This is a genomic window from Mycobacterium sp. MAC_080597_8934, from assembly GCF_000523975.1.
Classification (GTDB): Bacteria; Actinomycetota; Actinomycetes; order Mycobacteriales; family Mycobacteriaceae; genus Mycobacterium; species Mycobacterium avium.
On the sequence record NZ_JAOS01000013.1, the window covers coordinates 72,835 to 88,247 of the forward strand.

General features: G+C 72.1%; 14 protein-coding genes and 1 pseudogene. 5 read left to right on the plus strand and 10 right to left on the minus strand.

All coding sequences use genetic code 11. The features are described from left to right. The first annotated feature begins 144 nt into the window (after nucleotides 1-144). Nucleotides 145-567, plus strand: coding sequence for an RDD family protein (locus tag NF20_RS06840; RefSeq protein ID WP_019733332.1), 423 nt, complete (start codon nucleotides 145-147; stop codon nucleotides 565-567). A 58-nt stretch (nucleotides 568-625) separates the two neighbouring features. Here the strand turns inward: NF20_RS06840 and NF20_RS06845 are convergent, their stop codons facing one another. From NF20_RS06845 to sucB, 5 genes and pseudogenes are all read right to left on the minus strand, one after another. Further along, complete coding sequence (locus tag NF20_RS06845) at nucleotides 626-1,378, minus strand: DUF4191 domain-containing protein (protein WP_003872330.1); 753 nt, start codon at nucleotides 1,376-1,378, stop codon at nucleotides 626-628. A gap of 28 nt (nucleotides 1,379-1,406) precedes the next feature. After that, nucleotides 1,407-2,330 carry a lipoyl synthase gene (gene lipA / locus NF20_RS06850; RefSeq protein ID WP_019733331.1) on the minus strand — a complete coding sequence of 308 codons (924 nt, stop codon included), beginning with the start codon at nucleotides 2,328-2,330 and terminating at the stop codon, nucleotides 1,407-1,409. Further along, nucleotides 2,327-3,028, minus strand: coding sequence for a lipoyl(octanoyl) transferase LipB (lipB, locus tag NF20_RS06855; RefSeq protein WP_023869023.1), 702 nt, complete (start codon nucleotides 3,026-3,028; stop codon nucleotides 2,327-2,329). The genes lipA and lipB overlap by 4 nt, the downstream gene beginning before the upstream one ends. Nucleotides 3,029-3,077: 49 nt before the next feature. After that, nucleotides 3,078-4,001, minus strand: a complete 924-nt coding sequence (locus NF20_RS06860) for a TIGR01777 family oxidoreductase (RefSeq protein WP_033713312.1) — start codon at nucleotides 3,999-4,001, stop codon at nucleotides 3,078-3,080. A gap of 16 nt (nucleotides 4,002-4,017) precedes the next feature. Beyond that, nucleotides 4,018-5,812: pseudogene (gene sucB / locus NF20_RS06865) on the minus strand (2-oxoglutarate dehydrogenase, E2 component, dihydrolipoamide succinyltransferase). Between the two features lie 223 nt (nucleotides 5,813-6,035). Between sucB and NF20_RS06870 the strand changes: the two are divergent. Then, complete coding sequence (locus tag NF20_RS06870) at nucleotides 6,036-7,811, plus strand: SDR family oxidoreductase (RefSeq protein WP_033713315.1); 1,776 nt, start codon at nucleotides 6,036-6,038, stop codon at nucleotides 7,809-7,811. 44 nt (nucleotides 7,812-7,855) lie between these two features. On the opposite strand, the gene NF20_RS06875 is transcribed toward NF20_RS06870, so the two are convergent. After that, nucleotides 7,856-8,197 carry a hypothetical protein gene (locus NF20_RS06875; RefSeq protein ID WP_003878156.1) on the minus strand — a complete coding sequence of 114 codons (342 nt, stop codon included), beginning with the start codon at nucleotides 8,195-8,197 and terminating at the stop codon, nucleotides 7,856-7,858. A gap of 148 nt (nucleotides 8,198-8,345) precedes the next feature. Between NF20_RS06875 and NF20_RS06880 the strand changes: the two genes are divergently transcribed. Beyond that, complete coding sequence (locus NF20_RS06880) at nucleotides 8,346-8,795, plus strand: SRPBCC family protein (RefSeq protein WP_011724700.1); 450 nt, start codon at nucleotides 8,346-8,348, stop codon at nucleotides 8,793-8,795. 197 nt (nucleotides 8,796-8,992) lie between these two features. Here the strand turns inward: NF20_RS06880 and NF20_RS06885 are convergent, their stop codons facing one another. Then, nucleotides 8,993-10,540: a leucyl aminopeptidase gene (locus tag NF20_RS06885; RefSeq protein ID WP_033713316.1), complete on the minus strand. Its 1,548-nt coding sequence runs from the start codon at nucleotides 10,538-10,540 to the stop codon at nucleotides 8,993-8,995. A 50-nt stretch (nucleotides 10,541-10,590) separates the two neighbouring features. Between NF20_RS06885 and gcvT the strand changes: the two genes are divergently transcribed. Together gcvT and NF20_RS06895 are read left to right on the plus strand one after the other, a co-directional pair. Beyond that, on the plus strand, nucleotides 10,591-11,694 hold the full coding sequence (gcvT, locus tag NF20_RS06890) for a glycine cleavage system aminomethyltransferase GcvT (protein WP_019733889.1): 1,104 nt from the start codon (nucleotides 10,591-10,593) through the stop codon (nucleotides 11,692-11,694). A gap of 54 nt (nucleotides 11,695-11,748) precedes the next feature. Then, on the plus strand, nucleotides 11,749-12,864 hold the full coding sequence (locus NF20_RS06895; protein WP_033713317.1) for a branched-chain amino acid aminotransferase: 1,116 nt from the start codon (nucleotides 11,749-11,751) through the stop codon (nucleotides 12,862-12,864). Nucleotides 12,865-13,071: 207 nt separating this feature from the next. On the opposite strand, the gene NF20_RS06900 is transcribed toward NF20_RS06895, so the two are convergent. From NF20_RS06900 to NF20_RS06910, 3 genes are read right to left on the minus strand one after another with little or no spacing between them, the layout of a single operon-like run. Next, nucleotides 13,072-13,827: an adenosylcobinamide-GDP ribazoletransferase gene (locus NF20_RS06900; protein ID WP_033713318.1), complete on the minus strand. Its 756-nt coding sequence runs from the start codon at nucleotides 13,825-13,827 to the stop codon at nucleotides 13,072-13,074. After that, nucleotides 13,824-14,876 carry a nicotinate-nucleotide--dimethylbenzimidazole phosphoribosyltransferase gene (cobT, locus tag NF20_RS06905; RefSeq protein WP_164999930.1) on the minus strand — a complete coding sequence of 351 codons (1,053 nt, stop codon included), beginning with the start codon at nucleotides 14,874-14,876 and terminating at the stop codon, nucleotides 13,824-13,826. Before cobT ends, NF20_RS06900 begins: the two co-directional genes overlap by 4 nt. After that, nucleotides 14,873-15,409, minus strand: a complete 537-nt coding sequence (locus NF20_RS06910; protein ID WP_033713320.1) for a bifunctional adenosylcobinamide kinase/adenosylcobinamide-phosphate guanylyltransferase — start codon at nucleotides 15,407-15,409, stop codon at nucleotides 14,873-14,875. The genes cobT and NF20_RS06910 overlap by 4 nt, the downstream gene beginning before the upstream one ends. Nucleotides 15,410-15,413: the final 4 nt, after the last annotated feature.

Sequence of the window (15,413 nt, forward strand, 5' to 3'; positions counted from 1 at the left end):
ACACGCAAAAAGTGGCCGCGTCGGCGGCGGGTTCTATTGTGGGGCCATGGATCGCAAGATCGTATCTTTTCTGTTCGCGCGGCGCACCGTCTGCCCGTCCCGCCGGTGCCGGACCGCCGGGCGCCGCGACGCCGGTCCGGGGCGATGACGCCGGAATCGCGATCCGCATATCCGGGCGAAAAGCTCGGCCTGCCGCAGCGCGGGCCCGGCTCGTTGGCGCCGATGGGGCCTCGGCTGGGCGCGTTGATGATCGACTGGCTGATCTCCTACGGGCTGGCGGCGCTGGCCATGCGGTTGGGCTGGTTCTCGGCATCGGCCCTGGCCACCGCCGTGCTGGTGATCTGGTTCGTGCTGGGGGTGGTCTCGGTGCGGCTGTTCGGCTTCACGCCCGGCCAGCTGGTGCTGCGGCTGCAGGTGGTGACGGTGGACGGGCGGGGGCTGGTCGGCACCGGCCGCGCGGTGGTGCGCGGTGTGCTGGTCGGGACGGTGGTGCCGGCGTTGTTCACCGACTGGGACGGCCGCGGCCTGCAGGACCGGCTGACCGCGACGGCCGTGGTGCGGCGCTGAGCTCTGCCGATGGCGGCGACCCGCTGCGCCCGGCCGCGCTTTGCGATCGGCGCGGGAGCTACTTGCGGCGGACGGTGCGCTGCACCCCGCGCATCTTGCCGGCGTTGGGCAGCGGGCCCTTGGGCATGACGGCGGCCCCGGCCCGCGACCCCAGCGCGGCCAGCCGCGACTCCAGGGTGTCCATCTGCTTGACGGTGATGTTGGCCGGCAGCCGGGTCAGGTGGCGCTCCAGCTTGGCCAGCGGCACCTCGTCCTCGCCGTTGCCGACGATGATGTCGTAGATCGGCACGTCGCCGATCAGCCGGGCGGTGCGCTTTTTCTCCTGCGCCAGCAGCGGCCGCACCCGGGTCGGCGAGCCCTCGCCGACCAGGATCACGCCCGGCCGGCCGATGACGCGGTGCACGGCGTCGAAGTGGCCGGTCGCCGCCACCCCGGGGGTCACCCGCCACTTGCCGCGCAGATTGTCCAAAGCCCATGCCGCCGCGCCGGTTTGGCCCTCGGCCTTGCGGTAGACCGATTTCTGCGCGCGGCGCCCGAACACGATGAAGGCGACCAGCGCGCCCAGCACCACGCCGAACGGGATCAAGGTGATCATGGTCAGCCCGCCGGCCCAGACGCCCACACCCACCGACACGCCCACGACCAGCAGGAAGGCGCCGATCATGTAGGGCAGCAGGCGCTTGTCCTCCTGGCGCTGGATGTTGAACGCCTGCCACAACTGGGCGCGGCGCTCGCGCGCGGCGGCCTTGCGGGCGGCCTGCGCCTGCGCGCGGGCCGCCTTGTTGTCGGCGGCAGAGCGGGATTTAGCCATAGTCAAAGAATACGTAGCGCCGTGGCGGCTAGGCGCGGGCGCGGGCGGCCTGCCGGTAGAGTCGCCCGGCGCGGTACGACGAGCGCACCAGCGGCCCGGCCAGCACCCCGGAGAAGCCCAGCTCTTCGGCATGCCGCGCGAACTCGACGAATTCCTCCGGCTTCACCCAGCGCTCGACCGGGTGGTGGCGGGCCGACGGGCGCAGGTACTGGGTGATGGTGATGATGTCGCAGCCGGCGCCGCGCAGGTCGGCCAGCGCGGTGCGCACCTCGTCGGGGGTTTCGCCCAGGCCGAGGATGAGGTTGCTCTTGGTGACCAGCCCGGCCTCGCGGGCCGCGGTCAGCACGTCCAGGCTGCGCCGGTAGGTGAAGGCCGGGCGGATCCGTTTGAAGATCCGCGGCACCGTTTCGACGTTGTGCGCCAACACTTCCGGGCGCGACCCGAACACCTCGGCGAGCCGGTCGGGCCGGCCGTTGAAGTCGGGGATCAACAGCTCGACACCGGTCGACGGGTTGAGCTCCTTGATGGCGCGCACCGTCTCGGCGTACAGCCAGGCGCCGCCGTCGGGCAGGTCGTCGCGGGCCACCCCGGTGACCGTGGCGTAGCGTAGCCCCATCGTGCGCACGCTGTCGGCCACCCGGCGGGGCTCGTCGCGGTCCAGCTCGGCGGGCTTGCCGGTGTCGATCTGGCAGAAGTCGCAGCGACGGGTGCACTGGTCGCCGCCGATCAGGAAGGTGGCCTCGCGGTCCTCCCAGCATTCGAAGATGTTGGGGCAGCCGGCCTCTTCGCAGACCGTGTGCAGCCCCTCGCGCCGGACCAGGCTCTTGAGCTCGGTGTATTCCGGCCCCATCCGGGCCCGCACCCGGATCCACGGCGGTTTGCGCTCGATCGGGGTCTCGGCGTTGCGCACTTCCAGGCGCAGCAGTTTGCGTCCCTCGGGTGCGACAGTCACATCGCCGATGCTACGCGGGCGCCGGGTGAGTGCTCACGCACCGGCAGCACCCCGTCCAGGGCGTCGCAGACGGCGTCGGCGACCGACGTCACGACGTCGTCGACCGCGACCGGGCGGCGCAGTTCGGCCGTCAGCGACGTCACCCCGGCGTCGCTGATGCCGCACGGCACAATGGCGCTGAAGGCACCCAGGTCGCAGTCGCAGTTCAGCGCGAAGCCGTGCAGGGTGGTGGCGCGGGACACCCGCACCCCGATGGCGGCCACCTTGCGGTCGGGCCGGCCGGCGTCGCCCGGCACCCACACCCCGGAGCGGCCCGGCACGCGGACCGTGTCCAGGCCCAGATCGGCGCACACCTTGATCAGCGCCTCCTCCAGCCGTCGCACGTAGTCGACCACGTCCAGCGGTTCGGCCAGGCCGATGATCGGATAGCCGACCAACTGGCCGGGCCCGTGCCAGGTGATCTTGCCGCCCCGGTCGGTGTCGACCACGGGCGTGCCGTCCAGCGGCCGCTCGTGCGGTTCGGTGCGCCGGCCCGCGGTGTACACCGCCGGGTGTTGCAGCAACAGCAACGTGTCGGGGCCGCCGGCGACCCGGGCGTCGGCCAGGTCGCGCTGCTGCTGCCAGGCCGCGCGGTAGTCGACGGTGCCGAGCCGGCGGACATCGATCAGGGCGCGGCTGGACCGGATGGAATCGATCACGTTCGCGACGGTACTCGGCCCGGCCCGGTCGGGCCCAATCCGGGCGGGGTCAGTCGTGGGCGGGCCGGGCGGTGGCGTAGCCCAGCGCCTCGCCAATGGTGTTGTGGTGGAACACGAATCCGGTGCGCTCCAGCGCGGCGGGGATGGCGCGCTGGCCGGTCAGCAGGCCCTCGTCGGCGAACTCCCCGAGCGCGGCGCGGACGGCGAAACCGGGCAGCATCAACGGGGTCGGGCGGTTGACCGCCCGACCGAACGCGGTGGTGAATTCGGCGTTGGTGACCGGGGCCGGCCCGGTCATGTTCACCGGGCCGGACAGCGCGGGCTCGAAGATCGCGAACAGCAGGGCCCGCACCTCGTCTTCCAGCGTGATCCACGACATGTACTGCCGCCCACTGCCCAGCCGGGCGCCCAGGCCGGTGCGGAACAGGGGCCGCAACCGGCCCAGCGCGCCACCGGCGGGGGAGAACACCAGCCCGGTGCGGGCCAGCACCACCCGGGCGCCGCCGTACTGCGCCGGCAGCGTGGCCGCCTCCCAGTCCTGGCACAGCTGGGCCAGGAAACCGGTTCCGGCGCGGTCGTTTTCGTCGACCACGCGGTCCTTGGTGTTGCCGTAGAAGCCCACCGCGCTGGCGTTGACCAGGGTCGCCACCCCGGCGGCGGCGACGGCGTGCGCGAGGACCTCGGTGGGGGTGATGCGGCTGTCGCGCAGGCTCTGTTTGAAGGCCCCCGACCATCGCCGCTTGCCGATGTTCACCCCGCACAGGTTGACGACGGCGTCGACGCCGCGCAGCGCGTCGGGATCCAGATCGCCGCTCTCGGGATTCCAGGACAGCTCGTCGCCGTTCGCCGGTGCCCGGCGCACGATGCGCAGCACCCGATGGTCGTCGGCGCGCAGGGCCGCCGCCAGCGCCGAGCCGATCAGGCCGGACGAACCCGCAATGGCGATGACGGCCTTTTGCCCAGCGCGAGCCAACGTTCGACCGCCCTTCTCACAGCCCGAGGTCGGCCTCGAATGCTCCCTCTTCGAGCCGGTGCTTGATGGTGGTCAGGAAGCGGCCGGCGTCGGCGCCGTCGATCAGCCGGTGGTCGTAGGTCAGCGGCAGGTAGCAGATCGAGCGCACGCCGATCGACTCGTTGCCGAACTCGTCGACGATCACCCGCGGCCGCTTGACGATCGCCCCGGTGCCCAGCATGGCGGCCTGCGGCGGGACCAGGATCGGGGTGTCGAACAGCGCGCCCTGGCTGCCGATGTTGGTGATCGTGAAGGTGCCGCCGGACAGCTCGTCGGGCTTGAGGTTGCCCGACCGGGCGCGCGCGGCGATGTCGGCGATCGCCCGGGCCAGCCCGGCCAGCGACAGGTCGCCGGCGTTGTGCACGACGGGGGACAGCAGCCCCTGTTCGGTGTCGACCGCGAAGCCGAGGTGCTCGGCGTCGTAGTAGGTGATCTCCTTGGTTTCCTCGTTGTAACTGGCGTTGATGTTGGGGTGGATCTTCAGCGCGTCGATCACCGCGCGGGCGATGAACGGCAGGAACGTCAGGTTCACCCCCTCGCGCTCGGCGAACGCCGCCTTGGCCCGGGCCCGCAATCCGACCAGCCTGGTCATGTCGACCTCATGGGTCTGGGTGAGTTGGGCTGTGGCAAGCAGGGATTCGCGCGTCTTGGCCGCGGTGATCTGACGGATCCGGCTGGCCTTCTGGGTGGTGCCGCGCAGATGCGCCAGCGCCGGCGCCGGGGTCGGCGCGGCGGGCTTGCGGGCCTCGGCGGCCGCGGGGGCCGGTGCGGCCGACGGCTGGGCGGCGGCCTGTTGTTGCCGCTGCTTCTGCTCGGCGGCGGCCAGGACGTCTTGCTTGCGGATGCGACCGCCCACCCCGGTGCCGGTGATCGACGACAGGTCGATGTTGTTCTCGGCGGCCAGCTTTCGCACCAGCGGTGTCACGTAGGGGGTGCCCTCGCCGCCGGCGGCCGGCTGGGCTTGAGCCGGTTGGGCTTGCGCCGGTTGGGCTTTCGGCTCGGGCGCCGGCTGGCTTGCGGCTGGGGCTGTGGCGCGGGCTGCGCCTGGGTTGGGGTGCCGGTTCGGGTTTCGGTTCGGGCTTGGGTGCCGGCGGGGGTTGGGGCGCAGCGGGGGCGGGCGCCTGGGCGCCGGTGCCGATGCGGGCCAGCTCGCCGCCGACCGGCACGGTGCTGTCCTCCTCGGCCGTGATGCTGATCAGCACGCCGGCCACCGGCGACGGGATCTCGGTGTCGACCTTGTCGGTGGACACCTCGACCAGCGCGTCGTCGACCTGGACCGAATCCCCGACCTTCTTGAGCCAGCGGGTCACGGTGCCCTCGGTCACCGACTCGCCCAGCTCGGGCATCAACACCGGGGTGGCGGCGCCGCCACCCGACTCCTGCGGCGCCGGCTGGGCCGGCGCCTGCGGCTGGGCCGGGGCCTCGGGCTGGGCCTGGGCCGGTTCCTGTGCCTGGGACTCGGGCTGGGCCGGTGCTTGCGGCTGGCTCGGCTGGCTGGGGGCCTGCGCCCCGCCGCCGGCGGCGCCGTCGTCGGCCGCGTCGCCGATCACGGCCAGTTCGCCGCCCACCTCCACGGTGTCGTCTTCCTGGGCGATGATCTTGGTCAGCACACCCGCGGCAGGCGACGGGATCTCGGTGTCGACCTTGTCGGTGGACACCTCGACCAGCGGCTCGTCGAGTTCGACCGTGTCCCCTTCCTGCTTGAGCCAGCGGGTGACCGTCCCCTCGGTGACGCTCTCACCGAGTGCCGGCATCTGGACGGAGAAGGCCATCTCTTCTGACTCCTCGATCGCTCGTGGGTCGGGGCGGGTCGATCAGCTCGCTCGCGGAAGGCGAAGTCGCAATCCAAAACTATCCTGTCACTGCGCCCGCGCCGGCACACATCCAGGGCAGATCCGGCTCGCGGCTCGGGTGACCCCGGTCACGCTTGCTACCGTGTGGCCACCGCGGCCCCAGCGCCGCGGCCCACAGCGGGAGCCAGACCGGGGAGGTCCGATGCCGGCACCACAACACTCGCCCCAGCATTTCGTGCACAGCGCCGACGGCACCCGCATCGCGGTCTACGACGAGGGCAACCCCGAGGGCCCGACCGTCGTGCTGGTGCACGGCTTTCCCGACTCGCACGTGCTGTGGGACGGGGTCGTTCCGCTGCTGGCCGAGCGGTTCCGGATCCTGCGCTACGACAACCGCGGGGTCGGTGCGTCGTCGGCGCCCAAGCCGGTGTCGGCCTACCGCATGGACCGCTTCGCCGACGACTTCGCCGCGGTGATCGGCGAACTCAGCCCGGGCGGGCCCGTACACGTGCTGGCCCACGACTGGGGCTCGGTCGGGGTGTGGCACTACCTCAAGCGTCCCGGCGCCAACGACCGGGTCGCCACCTTCACCTCGGTGTCCGGGCCCAGCCAGGACCAGCTGGTCGACTACATCTTCAGCGGGCTGCGGGCGCCCTGGCGGCCGCGCGCCTTCGCCCGCGCGCTCGGCCAGGCGTTGCGGCTGAGCTACATGATCCTGCTGTCCATCCCGGTGCTCGCGCCGTTGGTCCTGCGGCTCACCCTGTCGATCCCGGCGCTGCGGCGCAACGCCGTCGACAACATTCCCGTCGAGCAGATCCACCACTCCGACCGCCTGGCCGCCGACGCGGCCCGCGCGGTGAAAACCTATCCCGCCAACTACTTTCGCTCGTTTGCCATCCGCAAACAGGGTGTGGCCGTCATCGACGTGCCGGTGCAGCTGATCGTCAACACCGAGGACCGGTACGTGCGGCCGTACGGCTACGACCACACGCCACGGTTCGTGCCTCGGCTGTGGCGTCGCGACATCCGGGCCGGACACTTCTCGCCGATGTCGCATCCGCAGGTGATGGCCGCGGTGGTGCACGACTTCGCCGATATGGCCGAGGGCAAGCCGGCCAGCCGCGCGCTGCTGCGCGCGCAGGTGGGGCGTCCCCGCAAGGCGTTCGGCGACACCCTGGTGTCGGTCACCGGCGCCGGCAGCGGCATCGGCCGGGCGACCGCGTTCGCCTTCGCCCGCGAAGGCGCCGAGCTGATCGTCAGCGATATCGACGAGGCGGCCGTCAAGGCCACCGCCGCCGAGATCGCCGGCCGCGGCGTCGCGCACGCCTACGTGCTCGACGTGTCCGACGCGCAGGCGGTGGAGGAGTTCGCCGAGCGGGTCAGCGCCGCGCACGGCGTGCCCGACATCGTCGTCAACAACGCCGGCATCGGGCAGGCGGGCGGATTCCTGGACACCCCCGCCGAGGAGTTCGACCGGGTGCTCGCGGTCAACCTGGGCGGGGTGGTCAACGGCTGCCGGTCGTTCGCGCGGCGAATGGTGCAGCGCGGCACCGGCGGTCACCTCGTCAACGTATCGTCGATGGCCGCCTACGCCCCGCTGCAGTCGCTGAGCGCCTACTGCACGTCCAAGGCGGCGACCTTCATGTTCTCCGACTGCCTGCGCGCCGAACTCGACGCCGCCGGGGTGGGACTGACCACCATCTGCCCGGGCCTGATCGACACCAACATCATCAACACCACCAGATTCGACGCGCCGGCGGGCGCCCGGGCCGAACGGGTCGACGACCGGCGCGGGCAGCTGGGAAAGATGTTCGCGCTGCGCCACTACGGGCCCGACAAGGTGGCCGACGCCATCCTGTCGTCGGTGCAGAAGAAGAAGCCGATCCGCCCGGTGGCGCCGGAAGCCTATGCGCTGTACGGCCTTTCGCGGGTGATGCCGCAGGGGTTGCGCAATGCCGCGCGGCTGCGGGTGATCTGAGGCTAAACGTCCGAGGCTAACGTCTGAGGCGAAGCGTCCTTTGGTTAAGCGCCGGTGGCCGCGCCGCGGCGCCCGGTCAATAGCGTCGCGCCGATCGCGATGATGCCCAGCACCGCCAGCGGTATCGTCCACGCGCGCCGGCCGCCCACCGAGGACTGGCACTGCGCCACATAGTCGGTGTGCGGGACGATCTGGTTGAGGATCGGAACGTTGGCAACGCTGTTGTCGTTGGCGTTGCGGGCCGCGGAAAGATCCGTCACGACCGCGTTCCCGCATCCGATGGAGTGGCCGTTGCCGTCGGAAACCGACACCGGCGCCAGCAGCCCGATGACTCCGGCCAGCAACAGCACGGCGCCCACACCGATGATCAGCCGTCGCACCGTCATGGTTTCGCCTTTCTCGTCGGGCCCTGTCCGGGCCGAGCGATAGCAGATTAACCGCCGCGTGCCCCCGGTAAACCCGACCCGGGCGGCGAGTAACCCACCGAATCGCGGGTATCCGCGGCCCAAACCAAAGACGTGAAGGGGTGGGCCGGTGATTACTGCCACGCGCGAGGTCGCCGCGCCGTGTGAGCGGGTCTGGGAGGTAATTGCCCAGGGCTGGACCTACACGCAATGGGTGGTGGGCAACAGCCGCACCCGCGCGGTGGATGCGGACTGGCCGAATCCCGGCGCCTCGATCCGGCATTCCGTCGGGGTGTGGCCGCTCGTCATCAACGACGCGACGGTGGTGGAGCGCTCCGACCCCCCACACGAGCTGGTGCTGCGCGCCCACCTGGGACCCCTGGGCGCCGCGCGAATCACCTTGCGGCTGCACGCAACCCGGGTGGGATGCCGGGTGGAGATGATCGAAGTGCCGGCCCGCGGATCGGTACGGCTGATCCCGAATCAGCTTGCGCTGCTGGCGGTTTACCCCCGAAACCAGGAGTGCCTGCTGCGGCTGGCGGCGCTGGCCGAACGGCAGGAGCCGAATCAGGTGACCTAGCTCATGGCCTCCGACGCGGTGGCCATGTCGTGCTGACGAAGTAGTTCGCGAGCTTTCCTCGGCCGCCGAGCGTCACGCCAGCGTGGCGCCCGGCGGGCCGAGCCACGCCAGCGTGACGCTCGACGGGCGCCAGCGTGACGCTCGACGGGCGCGGCGGAATGACGCTCGACGGGCGCGGCGGGATCGCGCTGGGGCGCTTAGCCGTTCGCGGCGATGTCTTCGAGCACCGCGAACATGGTGCGCGTCGGCACCCCGGTGGCGCCCTTGGGCGAATAACCCCACGGGCTGCCGGTGTTGTAGGCCGGGCCGGCCACGTCGATGTGCGCCCAGCCCACCCCGTCGGCGACGAACTCGCGCAGGAACACGCCGGCCACCAGCATGCCGGCGAAGCGCTGCCCGCTGATGTTCGACAGGTCGGCCACCGTGGACTTCAGGTCCTCCTTGAGCTCGTCGGGCAGCGGCATCGGCCAGCCGTTCTCACCGACCCGCTGCGAGATCGCCGCCACCCGGTCGCGGAACTCGTCGCTGCCCATCACGCCGGGGATCCGGGCGCCCAGCGCGACGGTCTGCGCGCCGGTCAGCGTGGAGGTCTCGATCAGGTAGTCCGGGTTGTCCTCGCAGGCCCGCACGATGGCGTCGGCCAGAATCAGCCGGCCCTCGGCGTCGGTGTTCTGCACCTCGACGGTGGTGCCGCCGTACTGCGTCAGCACATCGCCGGGCCGCTGCGCGGTGCCCGACGGCATGTTCTCCGCCATCGGCACGGTGGCGATCACGTCGATCGGCAGCTGAAGCTGCGCGGCCAGCGCCACGGTGGCGATGACGGCGGCGGCCCCGCCCATGTCCGAGGTCATGTGATGCATCGAGGCCGCCGGCTTGATCGAGATGCCGCCGGTGTCGAAGGTGACGCCCTTGCCGACCAGCGCCACCTTTTTCGCCTGCTTGGATTTCTTGGCCAGCCGCGAACCGCGGTGGATCAGCCGCACCAGCCGCGGCGGGCGCGACGAACCCTGGCCGACGCCCAGAATCCCTCCGTAGCCGCCCTTTTGCAGCGCCTTCTCGTCGAGCACCTCCACCTCGAGGCCGACGGACTCACCCAAAGCCCTTGCCCGCTTGGCGAATTCGGCGGGAAACAGGTGACTGGGCGGGGTGTTGACCAGATCGCGGGCGGTGGCGACCGCGGTCGCGACGGCCGCACCGTGCGCGACCTCCTGCTTGGCGTCCTTGGCGGTGGTCAGCACCGTGATCTTTTGCAGCCCTTTGTCTTTCGGGGCGGTCTTGGCGCTGCGGAATTCGGTGAACCGGTAGCTGCCCAGGATCAGGCCCTCGACGGCGGCCGAGGCCACGCCCTCGCCGGGCAGCGCCGCCAGCGTGGTGAACACCGTCTCGGTGTTGGACAGCGACCGCGCGGCCACCCCCGCGGCACGGCGGACGGTGTCGGCCGGCCACTCGGATCGCGGCTTGCCCAGGCCGACGGTCAGCACGCTGGACACCGGCAGCGATCCCACCACCAGCCGGTGCAGTTGTTCGGCGCCGCCGGTGGCCGCCAGCGCCCGCAGGCCGGATTCGATCTCGGCGACCGCGTCGGAGGACAGGAACGACCCGGCCGACGTGACGACGGCGCCCGGCTTGTCGTCGTCGCCGGTGGAGACGACAGGCACGATCAGCACGGTGGACGCGGCGGCGCGGCGGGGCAGCGAGGAGGCGACGTTGACGACGGGGGAGGCGTAACCGGGTTCTGTGCTCATCCGCATCACCCTAACGGTCCGCCGGTCGCGGCTGGCTAGGGTGAGAAGTCGTGAGCAACGAAGCCGACCTGCTGCACGGACCGCTGGAAGACCGCCACCGCGACCTGGGCGCCAGTTTCGCCGAGTTCGGGGGTTGGCTGATGCCGGTGTCGTATGCGGGCACCGTCAGCGAGCACAACGCGACGCGCAACGCCGTCGGCCTGTTCGACGTCAGCCATCTGGGCAAGGCGCTGGTCCGCGGGACGGGCGCGGCGCGGTTCGTCAACTCCGCGCTCACCAACGACCTGAACCGGATCGGGCCGGGCAAGGCGCAATACACGTTGTGCTGCAACGAATCCGGGGGAGTCATCGACGACCTGATCGCCTACTACGTCGACGACGACGAGATCTTTTTGGTGCCCAACGCCGCCAACACCGCCGCCGTGGTCGAGGCGCTGCAGGGCGCCGCCCCGGCCGGGGTGACCATCAGTAACCTGCATCGCTCGTATGCCGTGCTGGCCGTGCAGGGGCCGCGCTCGGCCGACGTGCTCGCCGAGCTGGGCCTGCCGAGCGACATGGATTACATGGCCTACGCCGACACCTCGTTCCGGCAGGTGCCGGTGCGCGTCTGCCGCACCGGCTACACCGGCGAGCACGGCTACGAGCTGCTGCCGCCGTGGGAGTCCGCCGGCGTGGTGTTCGACGCCCTGGCCGCGGCGGTGTCGCAGGCCGGCGGCCAACCGGCCGGCCTGGGCGCCCGCGACACGCTGCGCACCGAGATGGGTTACCCGCTGCACGGCCACGAACTGTCACCGGACATTTCGCCGCTGCAGGCCCGATGCGGCTGGGCGATCGGCTGGAAAAAGCAGGCGTTCTTCGGCCGCGACGCGCTGCTGGCCGAGAAGGAGGCCGGGCCGCGACGGCTGCTGCGCGGGCTGCGGATGGTGGGCCGCGGCGTGCTGCGGGCCGGGCTGACGGTGCTCGTCGGTGACACGCCGGTCGGGGTGACCACCTCGGGCACGTTCTCCCCGACGCTGCAGGCCGGGATCGCGCTGGCGCTGATCGACACCGACGCCGACGTGCGGGACGGTCAGGAAGTCACCGTCGACGTCCGCGGCCGCGCCGCCACGTGCGAGGTGGTGCGGCCCCCGTTCGTCGCGGTGAAAACCCGGTAGCGGCGCGGTCGCGCGGGCAAAATCCGATCGGACGCCCGGATATACAATCAGCGGATGACCAGTGGCTCCCTCGAGTTCACGGTTTCGCGCTCGACACGTCCGGCGACCGACGGCGAACGCGAAACCATCCTGGCCGAGCCGGGTTTCGGCAAATACTTCACCGACCACATGGTGTCGATCGAGTACGACGAGACCGAGGCCGGACGGGGCTGGCATGACGCGCGCGTCATCCCGTACGGCCCGATCGAGCTGGACCCGTCGGCGATCGTGTTGCACTACGCGCAGGAGATCTTCGAAGGGCTCAAGGCCTACCGCTGGGCGGACGGCTCCATCGTGTCGTTTCGCGCCCAGGCCAACGCCGCCCGGTTGCGGTCCTCGGCGCGGCGGCTGGCGATTCCCGAGCTGCCCGAGGAGCTGTTCCTGGAATCGCTGCGCCAGCTGATCGCCGTCGACAACGCCTGGGTACCGGCCGCCGGCGGCGAAGAGGCGCTGTATCTGCGGCCGTTCGTCATCGCCACCGAGCCCGGGCTCGGGGTGCGGCCCTCCAAGCAATACCGCTACCTGCTGATCGCCTCCCCGGCCGGCGCCTACTTCAAGGGCGGCATCAGTCCGGTCACCGTCTGGGTGTCGACGGAGTACGTGCGGGCCAGCCCGGGCGGCACCGGGGCGGCCAAGTTCGGTGGCAACTACGCGGCCTCGCTGTCCGCGCAGGCCGAGGCCGCGGCCAACGGCTGCGACCAGGTGGTGTGGCTGGACGCCGTCGAGCGGCGCTTCGTCGAGGAGATGGGCGGGATGAACATCTTCTTCGTGTTCGGCAGCGGCGGCTCGGCACGGCTGGTCACCCCCGAGCTGTCCGGCTCGCTGCTGCCCGGTATAACGCGAGACTCGTTGCTGCAGTTGGCAATTGACGCCGGCTTCGCCGTCGAGGAACGCAAGATCGACATCGACGAGTGGCAGAAGAAGGCCGCCGCCGGTGAGATCACCGAGGTGTTCGCCTGCGGCACCGCCGCCGTCATCACGCCGGTGTCGCACGTCAAGTACGGCGAGACGGAGTTCACCATCGCCGACGGCCAGCCCGGCGAAGTGACGATGGCATTGCGCGACACGCTCACCGGGATTCAGCGGGGCACCTTCGCCGACACCCACGGCTGGATGACCCGGCTCGGCTGATTTGCGGGCTCGCGCCCCGCGGGCGCCGGCTGCCCGCGACTGTCGGCGCCCCGCCCGCGACTGTCGGCTCGCCCGCGACTGTCGGCTCGCCCGCGAGCGTGAAGTTAGTTTCACGCTGGGCTCCGACCGTGAAGCTAGTTTCACGCTCGGCGGGTTGCTGAGCCGCCGAGCCGGCACGGCCGGCCGGCCGAGCCGAGCCGGCGCGGGCTAGACGCGCACCAGGGCCGCGAGCGCTACCGCGCTCACCGTCGCGGTCAGCTCGATCGCCGCGCCCAGCACGTCACCGCTGATGCCGCCGAAGCGGCGCACGCAATGCCGCACCAGCACCCCGCCGCAGCCCAGGCCCAGCAGCACCGCGACCGGTCCGTGCCACGGCCGCGGCCCGGCCACCAGCGACATGCCGAGAAGCACCGCGACCCAGGCCGCCGCCACCGCCGCCGGCTGACTGCCGGCGACGGCGGCGCCCAGCGAGCTGCCGGCGGCCGCCGGCACCGTCCGACGGCAGGCCAGCACCGCGGCGACCCGGCCGGCGAACACCGCCACGGCCACCCCGACCGGAACCGGCCGCCCCGCCGCGAGCGCGGAGAACGCCAGCGCCTGCGCGATCACCACCACGACGACGGCGGCCACGCCGAACGGTCCGGTCGAGCCGTCCCGCATCACCGCCCGCGCGCGGTCCGGGGGGCCGTAGCAGCCCAGGCCATCGGCCGTGTCGGCGACGCCGTCGATGTGCAGGCCGCGGGTGATCAACAGCAGCGCGGCCACGGCGAGCAGCCCGCCCAGCGGGCTGGACCGGCCGAACACCACCGCGCCGCCCCACGCGACGGCGGCGGCCAGCGCCCCCAGCGCGAGGCCTACCACCGGCAGCGCCGTCATGGCGCCGCGGCCCATCGGCCCGCGGCCGCCGGCCGGCATGGGCAGCACCGTGCCGAACGCGAAAGCCGTTGCCAGCGAACGCATCACGGGTGAGTCGACGGGTCGGACACGCCGGCCTGGGCGAAGGTCGCCATCGACGACAGGGCCGCCACCGCGGCCCGCACGATGGGCAGCGCCAGCGCGGCGCCGGTGCCCTCACCGAGCCGCATGCGCAGGTCGAGAATCGGCTCCAGATCCAGCGCGGTCAGCGCCAGCGCATGACCCGGCTCGGTGGAGCGGTGCCCGGCCTGCCACCACAGCCGGGCGCCCGGCGCCAGGTGCTCGGCGACCAGCGCGGCCGCCGTCACCGCCATGCCGTCGAGCAGCAGCGGGGTGCGCCGCACCGCGGCCTGCGCGCAAAAACCCGCCAGCGCAGCCAGATCCGCGCCTCCGGCGCAGCGCAGCAGCGCGACCGGGTCGGGCAATACCCGTCGCGCCCGAAAGAGCGCGTCGCGCACCGCGGCCGTCTTCCGCGCCCACCCGGCGTCGTCGATGCCGGTGCCAAACCCCACCGCCACGACCGGCTCGACGTTGGTCAGCGCCGCCACCAATACCGCTGCGGCCGTGGTGTTTCCGATCCCCATGTCGCCGGCGATCAGCAGGTCCGCGCCGGCGTCGACCTCCTCGTCGGCGATGGCCGCACCCGCGGACAGCGCCCGCTCGGTCTCCTCAGCGGTCAACGCGTCCTGCACCGTGATGTCGCCGCTACCGCGGCGGACCTTGTGCGCGCCGATCCGATCGTCGGGCGGGTCTGCGTCCACCGCCAGGTCCGCCACGCGCACGCTCGCCCCGGCGACGCCGGCCAGCGCGTTGATCGCGGCGCCGCCCGCGTCGAAGTTGGCGACCATCTGGGCCGTCACCTCCGGCGGGTAGGCCGAGACGCCGCACCGGGCGACGCCGTGATCACCGGCGAACACCACCACCCGGGCCCGCTCGAACTGCCGCGGCGGGCACTGCCCCTGGCAGGCCGCGATCCACACCGACAGGTCCTCCAGCCGGCCTAGCGCGCCGCGCGGTTTGGTCAGGGTGTCCTGCCGCGCCCGGGCGGCGGCGGCCGCGCCCGGGTCGGGCGGCGAGACGGTCGCGAATTCCATCAGACCCCCGGCGTTTTGATCGGCACCGGCTGGCCGGCCACCACCAGCACCACCCGGTCGCACAGCCGCGCGAGGCGCTGGTTGAGGCTGCCCAGCTCGTCGGCGAACCGGCGCGCGGACGCGGTGGCCGGCACCACAGTCAGCCCAACCTCCGGGCTGACCAGCACCAGCGCGGCGGCGAACTCGGCGACCGCGGCCAGCACGTCGTCGACCGGGGCGGTCACCGAGCCGCCCTGCCATCCGTCGTGCCGGTCCAGCATGCCGGTCAGCCAGCCGCCCAGGTCGTCGACCAGGGTGGGGACCTGCGGACAGCGGCGCAATTCGGTTGCGATGTCGTCGGTTTCGATCGTCGACCAGTGCGCGGGCCGCCGGTCGCGATGCTCGGCGACCCGGTGCGCCCAGGCCGCATCGTGCGCGCCGGGCGGCCCGGGCGCCAGGTAACGAACCCGCCGGCCGGCCGGCAGCCCCTCGGCGACGGCTTCCTCCGCCCACTGCGACTTGCCTGACCTGATCCCGCCGAGCACCAAAGTGCGCACCGGT